Genomic DNA, 23,286 nt, shown 5'->3' on the forward strand with positions numbered 1-23,286 from the left:
CCAGTCCCGCTGGTCGCGCTGGCCCCGCCAGTCCCGCTGGTCGCGCTGGCCCCGCCGGTCGGGGAGCCGCCCGTGCCGGCTCCACCCGTCGTAGCGCCGCCGCCCGAGCTGGCGGATCCGCTGGTCGCGGAAGCACCGCTGGTCGCGGAGCCCGGGCCTGTGGTGACTCCCCCGCTCCCGCTCGGCGTCCCGCCGCCTGTGCCCGAAGCATCTCCCCCGGCACCTCCGGATCCTACTTCTGAAGCGCAGCCAGGGAAGTTCAAGAGGGCGAGGACGGGAATCGCGAGAGCGGTTAACTTGCGCGAGGCACGAGAACGGACAGACATGAAGGCCTCCATGTTTCGAGTGCACATTCCCGGCGGGGGGCGGTTCGATCACGCTTATCGCTATGAATCGTACGACCGGAGCGGGCAGCGTTTGGTCAGGATGCAAATGTTCAACAAATTTGTAGTCGATGTCATCCATCCGGTTCGTCTCCGGGAACACATCACGAAAGCTCACACCTGCGGGACATCCGAGGAAGCGACACGTTTTGGGCAAGGCGTGTTCGTCGCGTCGCGTTCACGTAGAGTCTGATCGTCTGCTCGTGATCGAAGGACGAACCGGAGTCCGGCGGCGATGCGCCCGCGGAGGCACGGGCTCGGCGGCGCCGGGTGGCCCTTCTTCCGCCGCCAGGCGGCCTGCACACGCGCCCTTCTCCCGCGCGAGCTTGCCGTTCCGCCGCGGTGCCCCAGGAGGATCCCATCATGGCGCGACTGCGACGCCTCATCGAGCCGGGGACGCGCGCGACGCCCGACCTCCTGGCCGGGCTCCGCGCGCTGGCCCGGCCGCTGCGCTCCACGGCCGATCTCGACCCCTTGATCGAGCGGATCGGCGACGCGCGCTGCGCGCTCCTCGGCGAGGCGACGCACGGGACGCGCGAGTTCTACACGTGGCGCGCAGAGCTCTCCCGGCGGCTGATCGTCGAGGCGGGCGCCTCCTTCATCGCCGTCGAGGGCGACTGGCCCGATTGCTACCGCGTCAACCGGTATGTGAAGGGCTACGCGGACGCGGGGAGCAGCGCCCGCGCGGTGCTGCGCGCCTTCGATCGCTGGCCGACCTGGATGTGGGCCAACGAGGAGGTCGCCGACCTGATCGAGTGGCTGCGCAGGTACAACGAGGGTCGGTCCGAGGAGCAGCGGGTCGGCTTCTACGGGCTCGACGTCTACAGCCTCTGGGACTCGCTCCGCGAGGTCATGCGCTACCTGGAGGGGGCCGCCCCCGACGCGCTTCCGGCCGCGCGGCGCGCGCTCCGCTGCTTCGAGCCGTATGCCGACGATGCCCAGGGGTACGCCAGGGCGACGGTGCTCGTGCCGGAGTCGTGCCAGGCGGAGGCCGTCAGGCTGCTCGCCGAGGTGCGCAGGAGAGCGCCGGCGTTCGGCGCCGACGGGCGCGACGGGCACTTCGTCGCCGAGCAGAACGCGCTCGTGGTCAAGAACGCCGAGGCCTACTACCGGGCGATGGTGCTCAGCGACGCGGAGTCCTGGAACGTCCGCGATCGGCACATGGCCGAGACGCTCGATCGGCTGCTCGAGCAGCACGGCCCGCGCGGGCGCGCGATCGTCTGGGCGCACAACACGCACATCGGCGACTCGCGCTTCACCGACATGGCGGAGCGGGGTGAGGTGAACCTCGGCCAGCTCGCCCGCGAGCGCCACGGGGAGGAGCGCGTCGCGCTCGTCGCCTTCGGCACCCACCGCGGCACGGTGATCGCCGCCCGGGAGTGGGACGCGCCGATGGAGGTGATGCGCTTGCCGGTCGGGCGGCCCGAGAGCTGGGAGGACCTGCTGCACGAGACGGGCGGCCGGGATCAGCTGCTGATCTTCGAGCCGGGGCGGCTGCCGCAGGAGTCGCTGGCCTGGCGCGGCCACCGCGCCGTCGGCGTCGTCTACCACCCCGAGTACGACTGGTACGGGAACTACGTGCCGACGGTGCTGCCGCGCCGCTACGACGCGCTCCTCTTCGTGGACGAGTCACAGGCCGTCCGGCCCCTGCACCTCGCGCCGCGGGCAGAGAGGGAGCCGCCGGAGACCTACCCCACCGGCGTGTGACGCCGGCGGCATGGCGCGCGCAGCGCAAAGCGCGCTGGGGGCGCGGGCATCCCGGCGCCGGAGGAGGTGAATCCAGTGAACCGCGAGAGCGCTGTGTACGCGATCCTCTTCGACCTCGACGGGACCCTTGTGGACACGGTCTACGCCCACGTCCTGTCGTGGCAGCGCGCGTTCGCCGAGGCGGGCATGCCGATCGACGCCTGGCGGGTGCACCGGCGCATCGGGATGAGCGGCGGGCTCTTCGCTCGCGCGGTCGCGCGCGAGGTCGGCTATCCGCTGGCGGCCGAGCAGGCGCGCTTCGTCCAGGAACGCCACGGCGAGATCTTCCAGCAGATCCTGCCGGAGCGACGGCCGCTCCCGGGGGCCGTCGCGCTGCTCCGTCAGCTGCGCGAGGCGGGCGTGCCGCACGGCATCGCCACCTCCGGACGGCGGCCGGATATCGACGCTTCGCTCGCGGCGCTCGAGCTCCCGCCGGACATGGTCGTCGTCGCTCGCGGCGACGTGAGCCGCGCGAAGCCGGCGCCCGATCTCTTCTTCGCTTGCCAGCAGCGCCTCGGGGTGGCGGCCGAGGACTGCTACGTTGTCGGTGACTCCGTGTGGGACCTGCTCGCCGCGCGCCGAGCCCGCATGTTCGGGGTCGGCTTGCTCTCCGGTGGGTACGGACAGGACGAGCTGCTCGCGGCGGGGGCGTACCGGGTATACCGCGACCCCGCGGAGCTCGGCGCCGCGCTCGACGAGCTCGGCGTCCTGCCCTGAGGGCCGCCTGGTGGAGGCGGTCCGCGCGCGGCGGCGGGGATCAGGCATGGGCCTCTGGGAGGCTCTGAAGGCGAGGTGATCCGATGCTCTCGTTACAATCTCCCGATTTCCACGATGGCGATGTGATCCCGATCGTGCACACCTGCGAGGGCAAAGACGTGCCGCCCGCGCTCTCCTGGTCGGGTGTCCCCGGCGGCACGAGGAGCCTTGCGCTCATCGTCGACGACCCGGACGCGCCCGATCCGCGCGCCCCCAAGACGACGTGGGTCCACTGGGTGCTCTACAACATCCCGCCCGACGCCGGCGGCCTGCCCGAGGGCGCGCGCAAGGCCGACCTGCCGGCGGGCACGCTCGAGGGAAGGAACGACTGGAAGCGCGCCGGCTACGGCGGCCCGTGCCCGCCGATCGGCAAACACCGTTACTTCTTCAAGCTGTATGCGCTCGACACGGTGCTGCCCTCGCGAGGCGGGCTCACGAAGGTGGAGGTCGAGAAGGCGATGGAGGGACACGTCCTCGCGCGCGTCGAGCTCGTCGGGACGTACCAGAAGAGGGGCGGCCCGTAGGAGCCGAGCGCCGTCGGCCCCCTGCTCGCGTTCGCCCACGCGCGCGCCTTCGTTCGCTGCGGGCTCATCCGTGTCATTCGACTCGCTGCGGCGTACCTTCGCACGTCTCACTCGCCTTCCTGGCGGATGAGTCCGTATCACACGAATCTTCACCTCGCCGTGGACGCGCCTGCGGCCCGCGCTCAACCGCACTTGCAGACCGGGCGACCGTCATCGTCACAGTGGCACTGACATACTCCCTCGGGACACGTGACGACTTTATCGCCCTTCGGGCAGGTGGCGACGCACGAGGCGCTCGAGGCCTCCTCGGCGCCCGCCGCGACCTCGGCGTCGCTGGCCTGCGAAGGATCAGGCGCCTCGGCGTCGATCGACGCCGAGGCGCTGCGGTTTACAGGCTCCGCGCCAGCGCTCGTCCAGAGCGCCGTGGAAGCGGGCAGCATCGACAACCCGAACACCGATAACAGCGTACCGCGCATCTTCACTCCTCCTGATCAGCGATGCTTCCATGAATGGCATCATGGGTCGCCAGGGGCCGAGGCACGCGGCGTGCCGAATGGCGCGGACGGCGGCGGCGCTCGCGCCGTCGTGACGGGTACGGGAGCGCTGCCCCGCGTGTGTCTGCGGTGTTCGGACGGCGGAGCCAGCCCGGCTGCGCCGGTCGAGCTCGCCTGTCACGCCATCACCCAAGGCGGCGAGATCGCTGCCTCGAACGCGACAATCCGAGCAAAGGGTTGCGCGCGATCGTTTGCTCGAACACGCAAACCGCCCGCGGGCGGGCGGCGCCGCCGAGCGGCCGCGGCCTCACATTGGCGCGGCGAGAGCGCGCGGCGCGCGCTGCACCCGCGGTGAGCACGGCTGGCACGACGAGTGCTCTTCCGCCAAGGAGCAGGCACACACAGGGGCAGATGGCCTGCGAGCTGGCTCGATGCACCGAGTCCTGCGGAGCTGCTCGAACACAGGGGCTCCGCACGGTCGGCAAACGCAGCTGGCGTGTCTGGCCTCTCCGACCATCAACCATCACAAGATCGAACGAAAGAGGAAGAACATGACACGAAAGATCATCACCGCGGTCGCCGGCATGTCGTTGTTCGTCGGCGTGGCGATGGCCCACGCGGCGACGCTGCCCACCTCGAGCCTGAAGGGCCGCTCAGTCCTCCAGACGAACGCGAGCGCCGGGATCCCCGAGAAGGTGGCCTATTACTGTGGGTTCCCTGGGGCCAACGTGGCCACCACGACGAACATCGGCATCGCGGGCATCGCCATCGGGACCTCGGGATCCGTCGCCCAGTCGTCGGTCGCCCAGGCCGGCGGGTACGGCAACCTCGGCGTCTCGACGGCCAACGCAGGGGGCTTCCACGGCCGCGGCCCTGGAGGCTGGAGGAGCGTCGCGCTGAACGACGCGCCGGCGCCGGGTCAAGCCGACATCCTCTTCGACAACTAGCGCTCCGCCCGCCCCGGCGGCCCGCTGGGGCCGGAGCATTCACGGGCCGCGCGCGGCGCTCCGGCCGCGCGCGGCCTTCTCTCCGACGACCCCGAACCCGGGATGGACGAAACCATGCGCCGTTTACTCCGTGTGCTCTCGACGTCCGCGCCCGCGCTGCTCGCCGCGGCGCTCTGTTTTCATTTCGCGATGACAGTCGCCTACCTGACGCCGCAGAACCCGCTTCAGCTCCGCTTCGCGCGGCTCATCAGCGGGTACATGAACCCGTTCCTCCAGCAGAACTGGCACCTCTTCGCCCCCGATCCCATCACCGACACGCGCTTCGTGATGGTCGCCTGCCGCCTGCGCGAGCCGGACGGGAGCACGACAGAGACCGGGTGGACCGATATCACGACCCCTTACTGGGAATCCCACCTGGAGAACCGCCTCGGCCCCGCGACGCGCATCGGACGATCGGTGACGGGCGCTGCGCGCATGATCTACACCGTCGATCCGACGTCGCTGCAGATGGCGAAGAAGCTCGATCAGCAGCGCGCCCGCGCGCAGGCGGGCGGAGGCGGCGCCGAGGCCGCCGATGCTCAGGTGGTCGACATGCTCAGGGACCAGGTGAAGAAGGAGCAGGACGCCGGCTTTCAGCTCGGCAAGACCGTCCTGGAGCGGGCCGGCTCCGCGCACTGTGACAGCCTGTTCGGCCCGAACCGCACCGCGGCGGTGCGGCTGCGCCTGGCGGTGCTGAAGTTCCCGCGCTTCTCCCGGCGCGACCTGCCCGACGCGAAGGGTGAACTGTCGTACTACGATTTCGACTGGGCTCCGTATCAACCGGTGGCGCCGCTGGAGGCGGCGACCGAGGACAGACGCCAGACGCCCGTGGCCCTCCGGGCAGCGGCCGTGGAGGAGCGGTGACGCCATGCTGAGCAAGCTGAACGCACGCTGGCGTCGCATCGTGGAGCTCGCGAGCCGCGAGCGCTGCCTGATCGGGGCCAGCCTCTTCCGGATCGTCGCCGGGTTGACCCTCCTCCACCTCTACCTGGCCAACTATTTCCAGCGCCATTACCTCTACGGCCCCGAGGGGGTGTGGCCATTCGCGCGGTCGCTCGAGGAGGCCCACAGCACCGGCGCGTTCTCGATTTACCTGCTCAGCAGGTCGCCGCTCTACTTCGAGGTCGTCTTCCACCTCGCCATGCTGTTCGCGGCGCTGTGGGTCATCGGCTTCCGCACGCGGCTCATGTCGCTGCTCACGTATGTCGGGCTCTGGTCGCTGCATCAGCGGAACCCCGTCCTGCTCGACGGCGGCGACAACCTCGTCCGGCTCGCGCTCCTCTATGGCATCTTCGCCGAGCTCGGCGCCTACTTCTCGCTCGACGCCGACCGCCTCCGCGCGCAGCGGGAGCGCGGCGGGGACCTCCAGCGGATCAAGGGGACGCTCCACAACGCGGCGATCCTCGCCTGCGCCGTCCAGGTGTGCCTGGTCTACGGGGTCGCAGGGCTCTACAAGGTGCAGGGGGAGCTGTGGCAGAACGGGACGGCCCTTTATTACATCACCCGCGTCGGCGAGTTCACGTGGCCCGGCCACAGCGACAGCCTCTCCCGCAGCGTCGCGGTGGTGACGGCGCTGACCTACGCGACGGTCGGGTTCCAGCTCAGCTTCCCGTTCCTGTTCGCCCTGAACCGGCACACACGCAGGCTCTCGCTCGCCGCGGCGTTCCTGTTCCACGCCGGCATCGCCGTCATGATGGGGCTCGGCACGTTCGCCGCCTTCATGATCAGCGTCGAGCTGGCGCTCATCGCGGACGCGGAGTACCGGGCGATCGGCGCGTTCGCCAGGCGCCTCGTGTCCTTCGAGGCGCCCGCGCTCCGGCGCCTCCTGCCCGCGCGCCGGATCCAGACGAAGTAGCGCGGCGTGGCGCAGGCGCGCTCGAGCGCCCGCGCCATGTCCCTCCCGCCGGCGTCCCAGCGCTCCCCGCCCAGCCTCACCAGCCTTCCGCCACGCGGATCGCGATCTTCCCGATCGTGCGGCCCGACTCGATGGCGCGGTGGGCCTGCGAGAGCTCGCGCACCGGGTAGCTCGCGCTGACGATGGGCCTGATGTGGCCTTGCGCCGCCAGCTCCGCCACAGCGGCGAGCGCGCGGCCCTGCGCGTGCGGGTCGAGCCGCCAGATCGTGGCAGCGCCCATCACATGATAGATGAGCGACGCCGCCTTCATGAACAGCCGGTCCGCGACCGGCGCGGGCGTCGGCACGATGCTCACCACGGTGCCCATCGGCGCCACGGCGTCGAGCGCCTGATCCAGCGCGCGGCCGCCGGCGTTGTCGAAGGCCACCGCGACGCCCGCCCCACCGGTCAGATCCCGGCACGCCTGGCCCACGTCCTGCGTCGTGTGATCGAGCACGACCGCGGCGCCGAGCTCGCGGCAGAGCGCCGTCGACTCGGGTCGGCTGGCGGTCGCCACCACCCGTAGCCCGAGGTGACGCGCGAGCTGCAGCTGCAGGTGGCCCACGCCGCCCGCGCCCGCGGTGACCAGCACCGCGGCGCCGGGCGCGGGCCGCGCGCGCGAGAGGCATTCCCAGGCCGTGACGCCCGCGAGCGACAGGCATGCAGCCTGCTCATGAGAGAGGGCCGCCGGTTTGCGCGCGAGGGTGCGGCTGTCGGCCACCACCCGCTCCGCGTTCGCGCCTTGCCCGAACAGGCTGGGTGAGCCGAACACCTCGTCTCCGACCGCGAGCTCGTCGACGCCGGGGCCGACCGCGTCGACGATCCCGGAGACGTCGTAGCCGAGCACCAGCGGGAACTGCCGCTCGATGCGGCGGGGCCCGGGCGCCGCCGAGCGCGCCCGGATGTCCGCCGGGTTGACGGACGACGCGATCACCCGCACCCTCACCTGGTGGGGTCCGGGCGATGGCTCGGGCAGCTCCAGCGGCACGAGCTGCGAGGCGTCGCCATGGTGATGGATTCCGATTGCCTTCATGCGTTGCAGTCCTCCAGAACGACGCCGGCGCGCGGCGGCGCAGGCGCAGTGTGCCCGCCGCGCGCGGCGGCGCCAGCCCCGCTGCGCGACGCAGGCGTGGGATCAGCGGCGCTCGCGCCGCTGATGGACGATCGCCTTGCCCTGACGGGCGAGGGCATAGAGGATCCCGGCCTGGAGATCGCGCTGCGTCAGGAGGTTGCCCAGATCGATCCCCTGCGCGACAAGCGTCCGGGCGACGTCGGGTGACGCCCCGACGAGGACGCACGTGGCGCCAAGGAGCGCGGCGGCCCGCGTGGCCTGGAGGAGGCGGGCAGCCACGTCGGCGTCGAGGACCGGCACGCCCGTGATGTCGATGAGCACCGTCTCGGCCCGGTGGCGCTCGATGCCCTGGAGGAGCGTCTCCAGGAGCTGGGCGCCGCGGGCGGAGTCGATGGTCCCCACGAGGGGCACCACGAGGATGCCTTCGTGGACCGGGATGACCGGCGTGGACAGCTCCTGGATGACGTCGAGGAGCTGCCGCTGCGTCGCGAACCACACGAGCTCCTTCTGCACCGCCTCGTCGGCGCGCTTCTTCTCCGTGATGTCCTCGACCATGACCAGGAGATAGCGGCAGACGCCGTGCTCGTCTTTGAGGGGCACCTTCACCATGTGAAGCCACCGCTCCCCGGTCGGCGTGGCGATGCGCGACTCGGGCACGTCCACGATCTCGCCCTTCTCGATCACGTCGCGATCCAGGCGATCGAGCCACCTGGCCTCCTCCAGTCGATGCGGAAAAAGGTCGAAGACGTTCTTGCCGAGAACGCCGCTCCGCGGGGTGCCGAAGACCTTCTCGTAATGGCCGTTCATCCGGACGAGGCGGAATTCCGTCACCTCCTTGATGAAGACCGAGACGGGCACGTGCTCGATGATGGTGTCGAGGAAGCTCTCGATAGGCACCGTCCCTGGCGTGCTGCGCGGCGCAGCCGGGTCGTTGACGCAGACGAGCGCGCCGCGCGCGCCATCGACGCGAAGCTGCGTGACCGAGATCTCGAAGGACGGCGCGCCGGGCGCGCCGCCCCGGAGCTCGATGCCGGCCTGCTCGCGCTCGCCTTCGAGGACGGCGCGGATGGCTGCGAGCACCTCCTGCGCCTCGCCGGCGAGCCCCTCGGGCGACGCGGGCAGGACGGCCGGCGCGTGCGCGGGAGACACCGGCCAGGCGGGGAGCGCGCCTTCCGCGAGGATCTGCTCGAGGCGAGGATTGGCGCACCGGAGCGCTCCCTTTGCATCGAAGACGGCGGCGGCTACCGGGAGCGCGCAGAGGAGCGGCAGGGGGTCGACGCCAGCGTGCGGCAGGGGACCAGCGCCGACGTGCAGGCCGGGCCCATCGAGATCTAGGGTCATTCGGGATCCTTCTACGCGACACGAGCTGCCCAGCGCTCTCCGAGCCGGACGACCCGTCGAATACCCCAACCTTTCAACGCGCTCTCCGGGAATCGTGATGCGCTCGTCATCGTGTGATACATCTAACAATTTCGTACAGGTAGCGCCGTAGCTCCCCGGAAAGACCGATTGTTGCTCAAACCCTGTTCAGGCGCGCGGGCTCCGCTCGAACCCTGCTCGGGCCGCTCGCGGTGCACCGGCAAGGACACGGCCTGATCGGGCGGCCTCCAACGCGCCTGGCACGGAGATTGATACCGTTTGTATCGATGATCATATCGATGATATCGATGCTCCCCGTGGATGCCGAATACCTCTCTCGGCCGCCTGCCGCCACCGGGCCGCACGCCGCGCCCGGCCGCCTCGTCCTGCCGCTGCCCGATCGCTCGGCGCCCGGACGAGGCGGGCAGCGCGCCGTTCGCGCCCGGATCCCCGGAGCCCGCGGGAGACGCCGTGCGCGCGCGTGATCTCGGCGTCGCGCCTGGCATCTTCGATCCGGGCCCGCTGAACGCGATCACCGACGTGGGCGGCGTGCGCGTCGGGCACGCCACGGTGATCGAGGGGGACGCGATCCGCACCGGCGTCACCGCCGTATTCCCCCACGGAGGGAACCTCTACCTCGATCGCGTCCCCGCGGCGATCCATGTGGGCAACGGGTTTGGCAAGCTCGTCGGCGCGACCCAGGTCCGCGAGCTGGGTGAGCTGGAGACTCCCATTCTCCTCACGACCACGCTTTGCGTGTTCCGGGCCGCCGACGCGCTCGTCGAATGGATGCTGGCGCAGCCGGGCATGGAGGAGGTGCGCTCGCTCAACCCGGTCGTCGGCGAGACCAACGACGGCGCGCTCAACGCGGTCCGGCTCCGTCCGATCACCGCCGAGCACGTGCGCGCGGCGCTGGGCTCGGCGCGGGAGGGGCCCACGCTGGAGGGGTGCGTCGGCGCGGGCACGGGCACCGTCGCCTTCGGATGGAAGGGGGGGATCGGCACCGCCTCGCGGGTGCTGCCGGCGTCGCTCGGCGGGGCCTGCGTCGGCGTGCTCGTCCAGTCGAACTTCGGCGGCGTGCTGCAGGTGATGGGCGCGCCCGTCGGCGAGGAGCTCGGCCGGTACGCTTTCCGGTCGCAGGTCGAGGCGGCGGCGGGCGACGGCTCCATCCTCATCCTCGTCGCGACGGACGCGCCGCTGTCGGATCGCAACCTCGGACGACTCGCTGCCCGCGCGATCCTGGGCCTGGCACGCACCGGATCCTCCGGCGCGAACGGCTCCGGCGACTACGCGATCGCCTTCTCGACGAGCGCCTCGGTGCGGCGCCGCTCCGGCGCGAAGCGGCTCGCGATCACGGAGCTCTCGAACCAGGAGACGTCCGCCCTCTTCCAGGCCGTGATCGAGGCGACGGAGGAGGCCATCTACAACTCGCTCTTCACGGCCGAGACCACCACGGGGAGCGGTCGCACCGTGGACGCCATTCCGCTGGATCGCGTCCGTGAGGTGCTGTCGAGGCACGGCGTCCAGCGGCCGTCCGGCCGCTCCCGCCCTGCATGACGCAAGAGACCGCCGCAGGCGGGCCGGCGCGAGAGCTCGCCGCCATTTCCCGTGGCGCAACGAGGCGCTTTTGGCAACATCACGAATCGACCCGGCGCCTCGGAGGCCGATCCGGCCTTGGACACCCTCCCTTTATGACCGACAGTCCACGTTACCGCGTGCTGGAGGTGCTGCACCAAGGTGCGGACACGATCCTCTACCGCGCGCGGCGCGAGAAGGACGGCCGGCCGGTGGTGCTCAAGGCCCTGCGGCGCGACCACGCCAGCCCCCGCGCCCTCGGCAGGCTCCAGCACGAGCTCGAGGTCGCCAGGGCGCTGAGGTCGCCCGCGGTCGTCAAGGCCTGCGGGATCGAGCCGTTCCGCGACCAGATGACCCTGGTCCTCGAGGACTTCGGCGGCCGCTCGCTCGACCGGCTGCTCGATGGCGATGGGCCGATCCCGCTCGAGCGCTTCTTCCCCCTCGCCCTCCGCCTCGCCGCCGCGCTCGCCGAGCTCCACCGACACCACGTCGTCCACAAGGACATCAAGCCCCAGAACCTGCTCTACAACCCCGACTCCGGTGAGGTGAAGATCACCGATCTCGGCATCGCCTCCCTCTCCCACCGCGGCGCCCAGGAGCTCGCACACGACGGGCTCATCGAGGGCACGCTGGCTTACATGGCGCCAGAGCAGACGGGCCGCATGAACCGCCGGGTCGACGAGCGGACCGACCTGTACTCCCTCGGCGTCACCTTCTACGAGATGCTGACTGGCACCTTGCCCTTCCAGGCCAGCGATCCTGTCGAATGGGTCTATTGCCACATCGCCCAGGCGCCCCAGCCGCCGCACGCGCTCGTCCCCTCGATTCCACCGCAGCTCTCCGCCGTCGTCCTCAAGCTGCTCTCCAAGGCCGCCGAGGAGCGCTACCAGAGCGCCCTCGGCCTGCGCCACGACCTCGAACGGTGCTCTTCCCAGCTGCGCCAGAGCGGCGCCATCGAGCCCTTCCCGCTCGGACAGCGCGACGTCTCCGACAGGCTCCAGATCCCGCAGCGGCTCTTCGGTCGCGAGCGCGAGCTCGAGGCGCTGCGCGCCGCCTTCGAGCGCGTGGTCGCCAGCGGCCGGCCAGAGCTCGTGCTCGTCTCCGGCTACTCGGGCATCGGCAAGTCCTCGCTCGTCGCCGAGCTGCACGGGCCTGTCGTGCGCGAGCGCGGCTCCTTCCTCTCCGGAAAGTTCGACCAACTCAAGCGCGACGTCCCCTACCGCCCCCTCCTTCACGCCTTCCGGGGGCTCATGCAGGAGATCCTCAGCGCCAGCGAGCCGCAGGTCGAGCGCTGGAGAGAGCGCCTCCGCGAGGCCCTCGGCGCGAGCGGCGCGTTGCTCACCGACATGCTCCCCGAGCTCGCCCTGCTCCTCGGCCCGCAGCCGCCCGTGCCCGAGCTCCCGCCCGCCGAGGCCCAGAGCCGGCTGCTCGCCACGCTCCAGCGCTTCGTCGCCGCCTGCGCCCGGAAGGAGCACCCCGTCGCCCTCTTCCTCGACGACCTGCAATGGGCCGACCCCGCCAGCCTCCTTTTGCTCGAGCAGCTCGCCACCCTCGCGGGCGACGCGCACCTCCTCGTGATAGGCGCTTATCGCGACAACGAGGTCGGCCCCGCGCACCCGCTCCGGCTCACGCTCGCCGAGGCCCAGAAGCGCGGCGCCGCCGTCTCCGAGCTCGTCCTCGCGCCGCTCTCCGCAGCCCACGTCGGGGCGCTCGTCGCCGAGACGGTCCACGCGCCCGAAGCGCAAGTCGAGCCGCTCGCCCGGCTCGTCCACGAGAAGACCGGCGGCAACCCCTTCTTCGTGCTCCAGTTCCTCATCACCCTGCACGACGAGGGGCTCATCACCTTCGATGCCGACGAGGGCGCATGGCGCTGGGACAGCGCCGCCATCCGCGACAAGGGCTTCACCGACAACGTCGTCGAGCTGATGGTGGGAAAGCTCAATCGGCTCTCGGTCCCGACGCGCGACGCGCTCAAGCTCGCCGCCTGCCTCGGCGGCAGCATGACCCTCGACGCCCTCGCGGTGGTCGCGAGGCGGCCGACGGAGGAGCTCCGCGAGGCGCTCGAGGAGGCCGCGCGGGAGGGGCTGCTGCTCCGCCGGGACAGCGCCTATCGCTTCCTCCATGACCGGGTGCAGCAGGCCGCAACTTCGCTCATCCCGCCAGGGCAGCTCGCCGAGGTGCACCTCGGGATCGGCCAGCTGCTCTTGAAGGCACGGCGCGCGGAGGAGCCCGATGAGGCGCTCTTCGAGATCGTCGGCCACCTCAACCGCGGCGCCGCGCTCCTCCGTTCCCAGGCCGAGCGCGACGAGCTCGCCGCCCTCAACCTCCGCGCCGGCAGGAAGGCCAAGGCCGCCGCCGCCTACCAGTCCGCCGCCGCCCTCTTCGCCGCCGGCCTGGCCCTCCTCGCGAGAGATCCCCGCGAGCGCTGGGAGACTCGGTACGATCTGGCCTATCCCCTGAGCCTCGAGTGCGCTCACGCCGCCTACGTCACCGGCAGCTCCGAGGAGGCCGATCGGCTGCTCGAGGAGCTCCTGGGGCGCACGAGGAACGAGCTCGATCGCGCCGCGGTCGTCGAGCTCGCCGTCACCTTCTACCAGACCCGAGGCCGGTCCGACCACGCCGTCGAGCTCGGGCTCGCGTGGCTCCGCGCCTCGGATATCGATCTTCCTCTCCACCCCACCGACGCGCAGGTCGAGGAAGAGACCGAGGGCCTCTGGCAAGCTCTGGGCGACCGGGCGATCGAGGACCTCATCCACCTGCCCCCCATGGAGCACCCGGAGTGCAAGGTCGTGATGGCGGTGCTGCAAGCCGTGGCCGGCCCCGCGATCTTCGTGGACCAGGACCTGCACTACCTCATCGTCCTGCGCCAGGTGAAGCTCGGCCTGCGCCACGGCAACGCGGAGAGCTCCGCCCACGCGTACGCGGCCTTCGCGCGGCTGTTCGGCCCGCGGTTCGGGCGATACAAGGAGGCCTACAAGTTCGGAAAGCTCGGCTACGACCTCGCGGACAGGAGCGACCTCCTCACCGTGAAGTCGCTGGTATTCACCCTCTTCGGGCAGCAAGTCGTCTTCTGGACACGCCATTACCGGGAGACGTACCCCTACACCCGCGCCGGGTTCAGCGCCGCGGTCGAGTCCGGCGATATGCGCATGGCGTGCTTCAACTGCGTCTGGGCTCCGCTGTTCCCGCTGCTCGCCGGCGAGCCGCTGGAGGACGTCCTCCACGAGGTCGAGGAGCGCAGCCGCTTCGTGCGCAAGGCCGGCTACGAGTTCACCCACGGCGTCCTGGCCAGCGCCCGCGCCCTCATCCAGACGCTGCGCGGGAGGCCGGTCCGCTTCTCGAAGCTTGACGGCTCCGAGCTGGATAGCCAGGCCTTCGAGGCGGGGCTCGATGAGGGGGACATGAGGGGCGCCCGCGGCCTCCATTACAGCATGAAGGCGCGCGCCCTCTTCATACTCGGCTCCCACGACGAAGCGCTCGCCGCGGCGACGCGCGTGATCGTCGACCACCCCTTCAAGAGAGAGCCTTACGCGCTCATCGCCGAGAACTGCTATTTTCATGCGCTCGCGCTCGCGGCCCTCGCAGACGAGGGCGCGCGCGGAGCGCGGCGGTCGCCGGCGCGGGAGCTCCCCGAGGGCCTCCTCGACGGCGAGCGGCAGCTCGGCGCGTGGGCCGCGAGCTGCCCCGACAACTTCCTCCACAAACACGCCCTGGTCCGCGCCGAGATCGCCCGGCTCCTCGGGAACGAGGCCGAGGCCATCCGGCTCTACGAGCAGGCCATCTCCTCGGCGCGGGAGAACGGCTTCGTCCAGCAGGAGGCCATCGCCTGCGAGCTCGCCGCCCGGTTTTACCGCAACCGCGGCCTGTCCACGCCCGCCGACGCCTACCTGCGGGACGCCCGCGCCGCCTACTTCCGCTGGGGCGCGCACGCCAAGGTCGAGCAGCTCGACCAGCGTTATCCCTTCCTCGTCGAGCGAAAGCCTATCGCCCCCACCGTCACCTTCGCCGTCCGCGCCGAGCAGTTCGACGTCCTGTCCGTCGTCAAGGCCTCTCAGAGCATCTCCGGAGAGCTCAAGCTCCCGCGCCTGCTCGAGATGCTCCTGCGCATCGTGGTCGAGCACGCGGGCGCCGGAGAGGGGGTCGTGCTCCTGGTCCGGGAGGAGCGCCTGTCGACGGCGGCGGCGATCGCGACGTCCAGGGGCGCCGCGCGGCTGCTCGACGCGGGCGAGGCGTCGGCGGCGCTGCCGCAATCCATTCTCAACTATGTCCTCCGCAGCCACGAGCGCGTGCTGCTCGACGACGCGGCGGCCAGGCACCCGTTCTCGGAGGACGCGTATTTCGCGCGCAAGAGGCCGAGGTCGGTGCTGTGCCTGCCGATCATGCGGCAGGCCCGGCTGCTCGGCGTGCTCTACCTGGAGAACGGGCTCGTGGCCGGGGCGTTCACTCCAGGGCGGCTCACCGTGCTCGAGCTGCTCACCTCGCAGTCGGCCATCTCGCTCGAGAACGCCATGCTCTACGCCGATATCGAGCAGGAGAACACCGAGCGGCGCCGGGCAGAGCAGGCGCTGCAGGCGAACCAGGCGACGCTGCAGGCCATCGTCGACAACTCCGCCGCGACCATCTTCCTCAAGGATCGCGAGGGCCGGTATCTGCTCGCCAACCGCCACGCGGGGAACGTCGCCGGCGTGCCGAGCCATGAGCTCCTCGGAAAGACCGACGACGAGCTCTTTCGGGGTTCCAACGCCGAGGTCCTCCGAGACAACGACCGGCGGGTGCTCGACGCGGGCGAGCCGCTGGAGTTCGAGGAGGTGGTGATGCAAGAGGGCGAGCCGCGCACCTACCTGTCCCTCAAGTTCCCGCTCGGCGAGGGCGTCATGCCCGGCGTCGTCTGCGGCATCTGCACCGACATCACCGAGCGCAAGCGGGCCGAGCTCGCCGAGCGCTTCCTCGCCGAGGCGAGCCGCAAGCTCATGGCCCTCGGCTACGGCGCCACCCTCGAGAGCGTCGCGCAGCTCGCCGTGCCCGAGCTGGCCGACCGGTGCGTCATCGACGTGGACCTCGCCCAGGACGCCCCGGGGCGGACGGTCACCGCGGGGATGCCTGCCGAGCTCGCAGGCGCTGTGACGGACGCGCTGCGGCCTCTGACAGCGACGTCGCCGGACCGGCCCGAGATAGGCGACATCCGCGCCGCGCCTCTCCTCGATCCGCTCGGCGTTCACTCCTTCCTCCGCGTCCCGCTCCTCGCGCGCGACCGGCGCTTCGGGGTCATGACCCTGCTGGCGGCCGCGCCCCGGCACAGTTACGGCCCTGCCGACCTGTGGCTGGCCGAGGAGCTGGCGGGCCGCGCCGCGCTCGCCCTCGACAACAGCCGCCTGTTCGCCGAGGCCCAGCAGGCGATCGAGCGCCGCGACGAGTTCCTCCTCGTCGCATCCCACGAGCTCAAGACGCCGCTCACCTCGCTGAAGATGCAGGCCCACCTCCTCGCCCGGCTCCTGCCCCGCCTCCAGCGCGGGGAGGTCGCCCCGGAGCGCATCGACGCCGCGCTCCAGCTCCTCGATCGCCAGATCGCGCGCCTCGCCCACCTGGTCAACGAGCTGCTCGACGTGACCCGCCTGAACGCCGGCCAGCTGACCCTCGCGCGCGCGCCCGTCGATCTGGCCGCCCTGGCGCGCGAGGTCGTCGAGCGGATGCACCAGCAGCTCGCCGACGCCCGCTGCCGCACCCGGCTCGAGCTGGACGAGCCCGTGATTGGACACTGGGATCCTTCCCGCATGGAGCAGGTCCTCATCAACCTCCTGTCCAACGCGATCAAGTACGGCGCGGGAGGCCTCATTCACGTCATCGCGCGCCGCGAGGGCGCTCGCGCGGTGCTCGTCGTCCGCGATCATGGCATGGGCATCGCGGAGGCCGATCAGGCAAGGATCTTCGAGCGCTTCGAGCGCGCCGTCTCCGTCCGCAACTTCGGCGGCCTCGGCCTCGGCCTCTACATCGTTCGATGGATCGTCACCTCCCATGGCGGCACCATCCGCGTCGAGAGCAAGCCGGGCGCGGGCGCCACCTTCATCGTCGAGCTGCCTTTGCACCTGCCGGAGGCGGAGACGGAAGGCCAGGGCACCTTTCTCCCCCCGGCGTGAGCGTTCACCGGGAGCCTCAGCGGGCGCTGACGCGCCGCCGTTTGCTCGTGACGGGTCGCAGCGCTTTTGGCAATGTACCAAGTTGAACCGCAGCACGCTGCTGACGCTCCGGGTTCAAAGGTCCTCCTATGCCCCATAGTCCACGTTACCGCGTTCTGGAGGTGCTGCACCAAGGTGCGGACACGATCCTCTACCGCGCGCGGCGCGAGGAGGACGGCCGGCCGGTGGTGCTCAAGATCCTGCGGCGCGACCACGCCAGCCCCCGCGCCCTCGGCAGGCTCCAGCACGAGCTCGAGGTCGCGACGGCGCTCGCTTCGCCGGTCATCGCCAAGGCCTACGGGATCGAGCCGTTCCGCGACCAGATGACCCTGGTCCTGGAGGACTTCGGCGGCCGCTCGCTCGACCGGCTGCTCGACGGCGACGCGCCGATGCGCGGGATGCGCGGGATGCGCGGGATGGGCGGGATGGCGATCGAGCGCTTCCTCCCCCTCGCCCTCCGCCTCGCCGCCGCGCTCGCCGAGCTCCACCGACACCACGTCATCCACAAGGACATCAAGCCTCAGAACCTGCTCTACAACCCCGACACCGGCGAGGTGAAGATCACCGATCTCGGCATCGCCTCCCTCTCTCACCGCGGCGCCCAGGAGCTCGCCCACGACGGCCTCATCGAGGGCACGCTCGCCTACATGGCGCCTGAGCAGACGGGCCGCATGAACCGCCGGGTCGACGAGCGGACCGACCTGTACTCCCTCGGCGTCACCTTCTACGAGATGCTGACTGGCACCTTGCCCTTCCAGGCCAGCGACCCCGTCGCGTGGGTCTATTGCCACATCGCCCAGGCGCCCCAGCCGCCGCACGCGCTCGTCCCCTCGATTCCACCGCAGCTCTCCGCCATCGTCCTCAAGCTGCTCTCCAAGGCCGCCGAGGAGCGCTACCAGAGCGCCCTCGGCCTGCGCCACGACCTCGAGCGGTGCTCTTCCCAGCTGCGCCAGAGCGGCGCCATCGAGCCCTTCCCGCTCGGGCAGCGCGACGTCTCCGACAGGCTCCAGATCCCGCAGCGGCTCTACGGCCGCGAGCGCGAGCTCGAGGCGCTGCGCGCCGCCTTCGAGCGCGTGGTCGCCAGCGGCCGGCCAGAGCTCCTGCTCGTCTCGGGCTACTCGGGCATCGGCAAGTCCTCGCTCGTCGCCGAGCTGCACGGGCCTGTCGTGCGCGAGCGCGGCTCCTTCCTCTCCGGAAAGTTCGATCAGCTCAAGCGCGACGTCCCCTACCGCCCCCTCCTTCACGCCTTCCGAGGGCTCGTGCAGGAGATCCTCGGCGCCAGCGAGCCGCAGGTCGAGCGCTGGAGAGAGCGCCTCCGCGAGGCTCTCGGCGCGAGCGGCGCGTTGCTCACCGACATGCTTCCGGAGATCGAGCGCCTACTCGGCCCGCAGCCGCCCGTGCCCGAGCTCCCGCCCGCCGAGGCCCAGAGCCGGCTGCTCGCCACGCTCCAGCGCTTCGTCGCCGCCTGCGCCCGGAAGGAGCACCCCGTCGCCCTCTTCCTCGACGACCTGCAATGGGCCGACCCCGCCAGCCTCCTTTTGCTCGAGCAGCTCGCCACCCTCGCGGGCGACGCGCACCTCCTCGTGATAGGCGCTTATCGCGACAACGAGGTCGGCCCCGCGCACCCGCTCCGGCTCACGCTCGCCGAGGCCCAGAAGCGCGGCGCCGCCGTCTCCGAGCTCGTCCTCGCGCCGCTCTCCGCAGCCCACGTCGGGGCGCTCGTCGCCGAGACGGTCCACGCGCCCGAAGCGCAGGTCGAGCCGCTCGCCCGGCTCGTCCACGAGAAGACCGGCGGCAACCCCTTCTTCGTGCTCCAGTTCCTCATCACCCTGCACGACGAGGGGCTCATCACCTTCGATGCCGACGAGGGCGCATGGCGCTGGGACAGCGCCGCCATCCGCGACAAGGGCTTCACCGACAACGTCGTCGAGCTGATGGTGGGAAAGCTCAATCGGCTCTCGGTCCCGACGCGCGACGCGCTCAAGCTCGCCGCCTGCCTCGGCGGCAGCATGACCCTCGACGCCCTCGCGGTGGTCGCGAGGCGGCCGACGGAGGAGCTCCGCGAGGCGCTCGAGGAGGCCGCGCGGGAGGGGCTGCTGCTCCGCCGGGACAGCGCCTATCGCTTCCTCCACGACCGGGTGCAGCAAGCCGCAACTTCGCTCATCCCGCCAGGACAGCTCGCCGAGGTGCACCTCGGGATCGGCCAGCTGCTCTTGAAGGCGCGGCGCGCCGAAGAGCGCGAGGACACGCTCTTCGAGATCGTCGGCCACCTCAACCGCGGCGCCGCGCTCCTCCGTTCCCAGGCCGAGCGCGACGAGCTCGCCGCCCTCAACCTCCGCGCCGGCAGGAAGGCCAAGGCCGCCGCCGCCTACCAGTCCGCCGCCGCCCTCTTCGCCGCCGGCACGGCCGTCCTCGCGAACGAGCCGCAGGAACGCTGGGAGACGCAGTACGCGCTGACCCACGCCCTGAACTTCGAGCGAGCGCACTGCGCGTACATCGTCGGCAACTTCGATGAAGCCGAGCGGCTGCTCGAGGAGCTCACGGATCGCTCGATGACCAAGATCGAGAGGGCCGCCGTCGTCGAGCTCTCTGTCGCGTTGCACGTGACCCGCGGGCAGAGCGCACGCGCTGTGGAGCTCGGTCTCTCCTTCCTGCGCTCCTACGACATCCATTTGCCGACCCACCTCACCGACGCGCGCATCGAACAAGAGACCGAGAGCGTATGGCAGACTCTGGGCGACCGGGCGATCGAGGACCTCATCCACCTGCCCCCCATGGCGCACCCGGAGATCAAGATCGCGATGAGCCTCTTGAAGAGCGTCTCCGTCGCCGCGTATTTCGTGGACCAGAACCTGCATCACCTGGTCCTCGAGCGCATGGTCACGCTCAGCCTTCACCATGGCAACGCCGAGAGCTCCGCCCACGCGTACACCGCCTTCGCGCGGGTGCTCGGCCCGCGGTTCGGGAGATACAAGGAGGCTTACCTGTTCGGCAAGCTCGGCTACGACCTCGCGGAGAGGAGCGACCTCCTCGCCGCGAAGCCCACCGTGATCTTCCTGTTCGGGCAGCTGACCGTCTTCTGGACGCGCCATTACAGAGAGACCTACCCCTACAATCGCCTCGGCTTCAACGCCGCCGTGGAGTGCGGCGATCTGAACAACGCATGTTTCCATTGCGTCTGGGCATCGGTGTTCCCCCTGCTCTGCGGGGAGCCGCTGGAGGACGTCCTCCACCTGACCGAGGAGCGCCTCGGCTTCGTGCGCAAGGCCGGTTACGCGTTCATCCATGGCATCCTCCTCAGCGTCCGGTACCTCATCCAGACGCTGCGCGGGAGGCCGGTCCATTACGCGATGCTGGATGGCTCCGAGCTGGATCAGGAGGCCTTCGAGGCGGGGCTCCCTCCGGGGTCCTCGTACGGAGCTCATAGCTTGTACTACAGCCTGAAGGCGCAGGCGCTGTTCCTTCTCGGCTCTCCCCGGGAGGCGCTCGCGGCGTCGACCCGCGTCGTCGTCGATTACGACTGGAGGATGGACGCATGCGCGGAGATCCCCGAGACCTTCTATGTTCACGCGCTCGCGCTCGCCGCGGTATCTGACGACGCGCACGACGCGCACGACGCGCACGACGCGCACGACGCGCCGCCGTTGCCAGAGCGGGAGCTCCCCGAAGGGCTCCTCGCGTGCGAGCGGCAGCTCGGCGTGTGGGCCGCGAGCTGCCCCGACAACTACCTCCACAAGCACGCCCTGGTCCGCGCCGAGATCGCCAGGCTCCTCGGGAACGAGCCCGAGGCCATCCGGCTCTACGAGCAGGCCATCTCCTCGGCGCAAGAGGGCGGCTTCGTCCAGCACGAGGCCATCGCCTGCGAGCTCGCCGCCCGGTTCTACGGCAACCGCGGCCTGTCCACGCCCGCCGTCGCTCACCTGCAGCGGGCGCGCGCCGCCTACTTCCGCTGGGGCGCCCACGCCAAGGTCGAGCAGCTCGACCAGCGTTATCCCTTCCTCGTCGAGCGAAGGCCGATCGCCCCCACCGTCACCTTCGCCGTCCGGGCCGAGCAGTTCGACGTCCTGTCCATCGTCAAGGCCTCTCAGAGCATCTCCGGCGAGCTCAAGCTCCCGCGCCTGCTCGAGACGCTGCTGCGCATCGTGGTCGAGCACGCGGGCGCCGGAGAGGGGGTTGCGCTCCTGGTCCGGGAAGATCGCGTGTCGACCGCGGCGATCACGGCGTCGGGGAGCGCGGCGCGGCTGCTCGACGCGGGCGAGGCCGTGGCGGCGCTGCCGCAATCCATCCTCAACTATGTCCTCCGCAGCCACGAGCGCGTGCTGCTCGCCGACGCCGCCGCGAGGCACTCGTTCTCGGACGACGAGTATTTCGGCCGCAAGAGGCCGAGGTCGGTGCTGTGCCTCCCGATCGTGCGGCAAACGCGGCTGCTCGGTCTGCTCTACCTGGAGAACAACCTCGTCACCGGCGCGTTCACCCCAGGGCGGCTCACCGTGCTCGAGCTGCTCGCCTCGCAGTCGGCCATCTCGCTCGAGAACGCCATGCTCTATACCGACATCGAGCAGGAGAACGCCGAGCGGCGCCGGGCGGAGCGAGAGCTCCGTGAGAGCCAGGCCACGCTGCAGGCCATCGTCGACAACTCCGCCGCCGCCATCTACCTCAAGGATCGCGACGGCCGGTTCCTGCTCGTCAACCGGCGCGTGAGCCGCGCCCTCGGCAAGCCAGCCGAGCAGATCCTCGGAAAGACGAGCGCCGAGCTCTTGCCTGCCACCGCCACCGCGATCATCGAAGAACACGACCGGCGGGTGCTCGAGGCGGGCGAGCCGCTGGAGTTCGAGGAGGAGGTGCAGTTGGAGGGCGAGCTGCGCACCTACCTGTCGCTCAAATTCCCGCTCGGCGAGGGCGTCATGCCCGGCGTGCTCTGCGGCATCTCCACCGACATCACCGAGCGCAAGCGCGCCGAGCTCGCCGAGCGCTTCCTGGCCGAGGCGAGCCGGAGGCTCATGGCGCTCGGTTACGGCGCCACCCTCGAGAGCGTGGCGCAGCTCGTCGTGCCCGAGCTCGCCGACCGGTGCGTCATCCACGTGGACCTCGCCCAGGACGCCCCGGGGCGGACGGTCACCGCGGGCGTGCCGGCCGAGCTCGCAGGCGCGGTGACGGACGCGCTGCGGCCCCTGGCAGCGAGCTCTCTAGATCAGGCCGAGGTGGGCGACATCCGCGCTGCGCCCCTCCTGGAGCCGCTCGGCGTTCACTCCTTCCTGCGCGTCCCGCTCCTCGCCCGCGACCGGCGCTTCGGGGTCATGACGCTGCTGGCGGCCGCGCCCCGGCGCCGTTACCGCCCCGCCGACCTGTGGCTGGCCGAGGAGCTCGCGAGCCGCGCCGCGCTCGCCCTCGACAACAGCCGCCTGTTCGCCGAGGCCCAGGTGGCGATCGAGCGCCGCGACGAGTTCCTCCTCGTCGCATCCCACGAGCTCAAGACGCCGCTCACCTCGCTCACGATGCAAGCGCACCTCCTCGCCCGGCTCCTGCCCCGCCTCCAGCGCGCCGAGGTCGCTCCGGAGCGCATCGACGCCGCGATCCAGCTCCTCAACCGCCAGATCGCGCGCCTCGCCCACCTGGTCAACGAGCTGCTCGACGTCACCCGCCTGAACGCCGGCCGGCTCTCCCTCGCGCGCGCGCCCGTCGATCTGGCCGCCCTGGCGCGTGATGTCGTCGAGCGGATGCACCAGCAGCTCGACGACGCCCGCTGCCGCACCCAGCTCGACCTGGACGGGCCCGTGGTGGGCGACTGGGACGCTTCCCGCATGGAGCAGATCCTCATCAACCTCCTGTCCAACGCGCTCAAATATGGCGCGGGGGGCCCCATTCACGTCATCGTGCGCAGCCTGGCCAGCCGCGCGGTGCTCGTCGTCCGCGATCATGGCATGGGCATCGCGGAGGCCGATCAGGCAAGGATCTTCGAGCGCTTCGAGCGCGCCGTCTCCGTCCGCAACTTCGGAGGTCTTGGCCTCGGCCTCTACATCGTTCGATGGATCGTCACCTCCCATGACGGCACGATCCGCGTCGAGAGCAAGCCGGGCGCGGGCGCCGCCTTCATCGTCGAGCTGCCTTTGCGCTCGCCGGACACGGGGACGGACGTCCAGGGCACCTTCCTCCCGCAGGCGTAGGCGCGGCAGGCGCAGGCGCGCGCTGCGCACTCGCCGCCGACGGCTGCCTCGTCGGGCGCTGACGCGCCGCCGTTTGCTCGTGACGGGTCGCAGCGCTTTTGGCAGTGTATCGAATTGAACCGCAGCACGCCGCTGACGCCCCGGGTTCAAAGATCCTCCT

Annotated in this window: 12 protein-coding genes; 9 read left to right on the forward strand and 3 right to left on the reverse strand. The window is 70.8% G+C overall.

Annotation, left to right across the window (positions count from 1 at the left end; all coding sequences use genetic code 11):
- Nucleotides 1-746: 746 nt before the first annotated feature.
- From POL72_RS07570 to POL72_RS07580, 3 genes are all read left to right on the forward strand, one after another.
- The gene (locus POL72_RS07570; protein WP_272094354.1) at nucleotides 747-2,090 is read left to right on the forward strand and encodes an erythromycin esterase family protein; all 1,344 of its coding nucleotides are present in this window, start codon (nucleotides 747-749) and stop codon (nucleotides 2,088-2,090) included.
- A gap of 75 nt (nucleotides 2,091-2,165) precedes the next feature.
- Nucleotides 2,166-2,846: an HAD family hydrolase gene (locus tag POL72_RS07575; RefSeq protein WP_272094355.1), complete on the forward strand. Its 681-nt coding sequence runs from the start codon at nucleotides 2,166-2,168 to the stop codon at nucleotides 2,844-2,846.
- A gap of 83 nt (nucleotides 2,847-2,929) precedes the next feature.
- On the forward strand, nucleotides 2,930-3,409 hold the full coding sequence (locus POL72_RS07580) for a YbhB/YbcL family Raf kinase inhibitor-like protein (protein ID WP_272094356.1): 480 nt from the start codon (nucleotides 2,930-2,932) through the stop codon (nucleotides 3,407-3,409).
- Nucleotides 3,410-3,591: 182 nt separating this feature from the next.
- On the opposite strand, the gene POL72_RS07585 is transcribed toward POL72_RS07580, so the two are convergent.
- Nucleotides 3,592-3,885, reverse strand: coding sequence for a hypothetical protein (locus POL72_RS07585; RefSeq protein WP_272094357.1), 294 nt, complete (start codon nucleotides 3,883-3,885; stop codon nucleotides 3,592-3,594).
- Nucleotides 3,886-4,454: 569 nt separating this feature from the next.
- Between POL72_RS07585 and POL72_RS07590 the strand changes: the two genes are divergently transcribed.
- The 3 genes from POL72_RS07590 to POL72_RS07600 all read left to right on the forward strand — a co-directional run bounded on the left by POL72_RS07590 (nucleotide 4,455) and on the right by POL72_RS07600 (nucleotide 6,744).
- Nucleotides 4,455-4,850 carry a hypothetical protein gene (locus tag POL72_RS07590; RefSeq protein ID WP_272094358.1) on the forward strand — a complete coding sequence of 132 codons (396 nt, stop codon included), beginning with the start codon at nucleotides 4,455-4,457 and terminating at the stop codon, nucleotides 4,848-4,850.
- A 114-nt stretch (nucleotides 4,851-4,964) separates the two neighbouring features.
- Nucleotides 4,965-5,753, forward strand: a complete 789-nt coding sequence (locus POL72_RS07595; RefSeq protein ID WP_272094359.1) for a DUF5819 family protein — start codon at nucleotides 4,965-4,967, stop codon at nucleotides 5,751-5,753.
- A 4-nt stretch (nucleotides 5,754-5,757) separates the two neighbouring features.
- Nucleotides 5,758-6,744: an HTTM domain-containing protein gene (locus tag POL72_RS07600; RefSeq protein ID WP_272094360.1), complete on the forward strand. Its 987-nt coding sequence runs from the start codon at nucleotides 5,758-5,760 to the stop codon at nucleotides 6,742-6,744.
- 76 nt (nucleotides 6,745-6,820) lie between these two features.
- Here the strand turns inward: POL72_RS07600 and POL72_RS07605 are convergent, their stop codons facing one another.
- Together POL72_RS07605 and POL72_RS07610 are read right to left on the reverse strand one after the other, a co-directional pair.
- Nucleotides 6,821-7,816, reverse strand: coding sequence for a quinone oxidoreductase family protein (locus tag POL72_RS07605; RefSeq protein ID WP_272094361.1), 996 nt, complete (start codon nucleotides 7,814-7,816; stop codon nucleotides 6,821-6,823).
- 102 nt (nucleotides 7,817-7,918) lie between these two features.
- Complete coding sequence (locus POL72_RS07610; protein ID WP_272094362.1) at nucleotides 7,919-9,196, reverse strand: PAS domain-containing protein; 1,278 nt, start codon at nucleotides 9,194-9,196, stop codon at nucleotides 7,919-7,921.
- Between the two features lie 339 nt (nucleotides 9,197-9,535).
- Here POL72_RS07610 and POL72_RS07615 point away from each other — a divergent pair, with 339 nt between their 5' ends.
- From POL72_RS07615 to POL72_RS07625, 3 genes are all read left to right on the forward strand, one after another.
- Nucleotides 9,536-10,771 carry a DmpA family aminopeptidase gene (locus POL72_RS07615; protein WP_272094363.1) on the forward strand — a complete coding sequence of 412 codons (1,236 nt, stop codon included), beginning with the start codon at nucleotides 9,536-9,538 and terminating at the stop codon, nucleotides 10,769-10,771.
- A 134-nt stretch (nucleotides 10,772-10,905) separates the two neighbouring features.
- Nucleotides 10,906-16,923, forward strand: a complete 6,018-nt coding sequence (locus POL72_RS07620) for an AAA family ATPase (RefSeq protein WP_272094364.1) — start codon at nucleotides 10,906-10,908, stop codon at nucleotides 16,921-16,923.
- A 128-nt stretch (nucleotides 16,924-17,051) separates the two neighbouring features.
- On the forward strand, nucleotides 17,052-23,126 hold the full coding sequence (locus POL72_RS07625; RefSeq protein ID WP_272094365.1) for a sensor histidine kinase: 6,075 nt from the start codon (nucleotides 17,052-17,054) through the stop codon (nucleotides 23,124-23,126).
- The last annotated feature ends 160 nt before the right edge of the window (nucleotides 23,127-23,286 follow it).

It is taken from the genome of Sorangium aterium, assembly GCF_028368935.1.
Taxonomy (GTDB): Bacteria; Myxococcota_A; Polyangia; order Polyangiales; family Polyangiaceae; genus Sorangium; species Sorangium atrum.

Coding starts and splice junctions, on each gene's coding strand:
- POL72_RS07625 (WP_272094365.1), top strand. CDS start 17,052: ATGCCCCATAGTCCACGTTACCGCGTTCTGGAGGTGCTGCACCAAGGT.
- POL72_RS07590 (WP_272094358.1), top strand. CDS start 4,455: ATGACACGAAAGATCATCACCGCGGTCGCCGGCATGTCGTTGTTCGTC.
- POL72_RS07580 (WP_272094356.1), top strand. CDS start 2,930: ATGCTCTCGTTACAATCTCCCGATTTCCACGATGGCGATGTGATCCCG.
- POL72_RS07620 (WP_272094364.1), top strand. CDS start 10,906: ATGACCGACAGTCCACGTTACCGCGTGCTGGAGGTGCTGCACCAAGGT.
- POL72_RS07570 (WP_272094354.1), top strand. CDS start 747: ATGGCGCGACTGCGACGCCTCATCGAGCCGGGGACGCGCGCGACGCCC.
- POL72_RS07585 (WP_272094357.1), bottom strand. CDS start 3,885: ATGCGCGGTACGCTGTTATCGGTGTTCGGGTTGTCGATGCTGCCCGCT.
- POL72_RS07605 (WP_272094361.1), bottom strand. CDS start 7,816: ATGAAGGCAATCGGAATCCATCACCATGGCGACGCCTCGCAGCTCGTG.
- POL72_RS07610 (WP_272094362.1), bottom strand. CDS start 9,196: ATGACCCTAGATCTCGATGGGCCCGGCCTGCACGTCGGCGCTGGTCCC.
- POL72_RS07615 (WP_272094363.1), top strand. CDS start 9,536: ATGCCGAATACCTCTCTCGGCCGCCTGCCGCCACCGGGCCGCACGCCG.
- POL72_RS07600 (WP_272094360.1), top strand. CDS start 5,758: ATGCTGAGCAAGCTGAACGCACGCTGGCGTCGCATCGTGGAGCTCGCG.
- POL72_RS07595 (WP_272094359.1), top strand. CDS start 4,965: ATGCGCCGTTTACTCCGTGTGCTCTCGACGTCCGCGCCCGCGCTGCTC.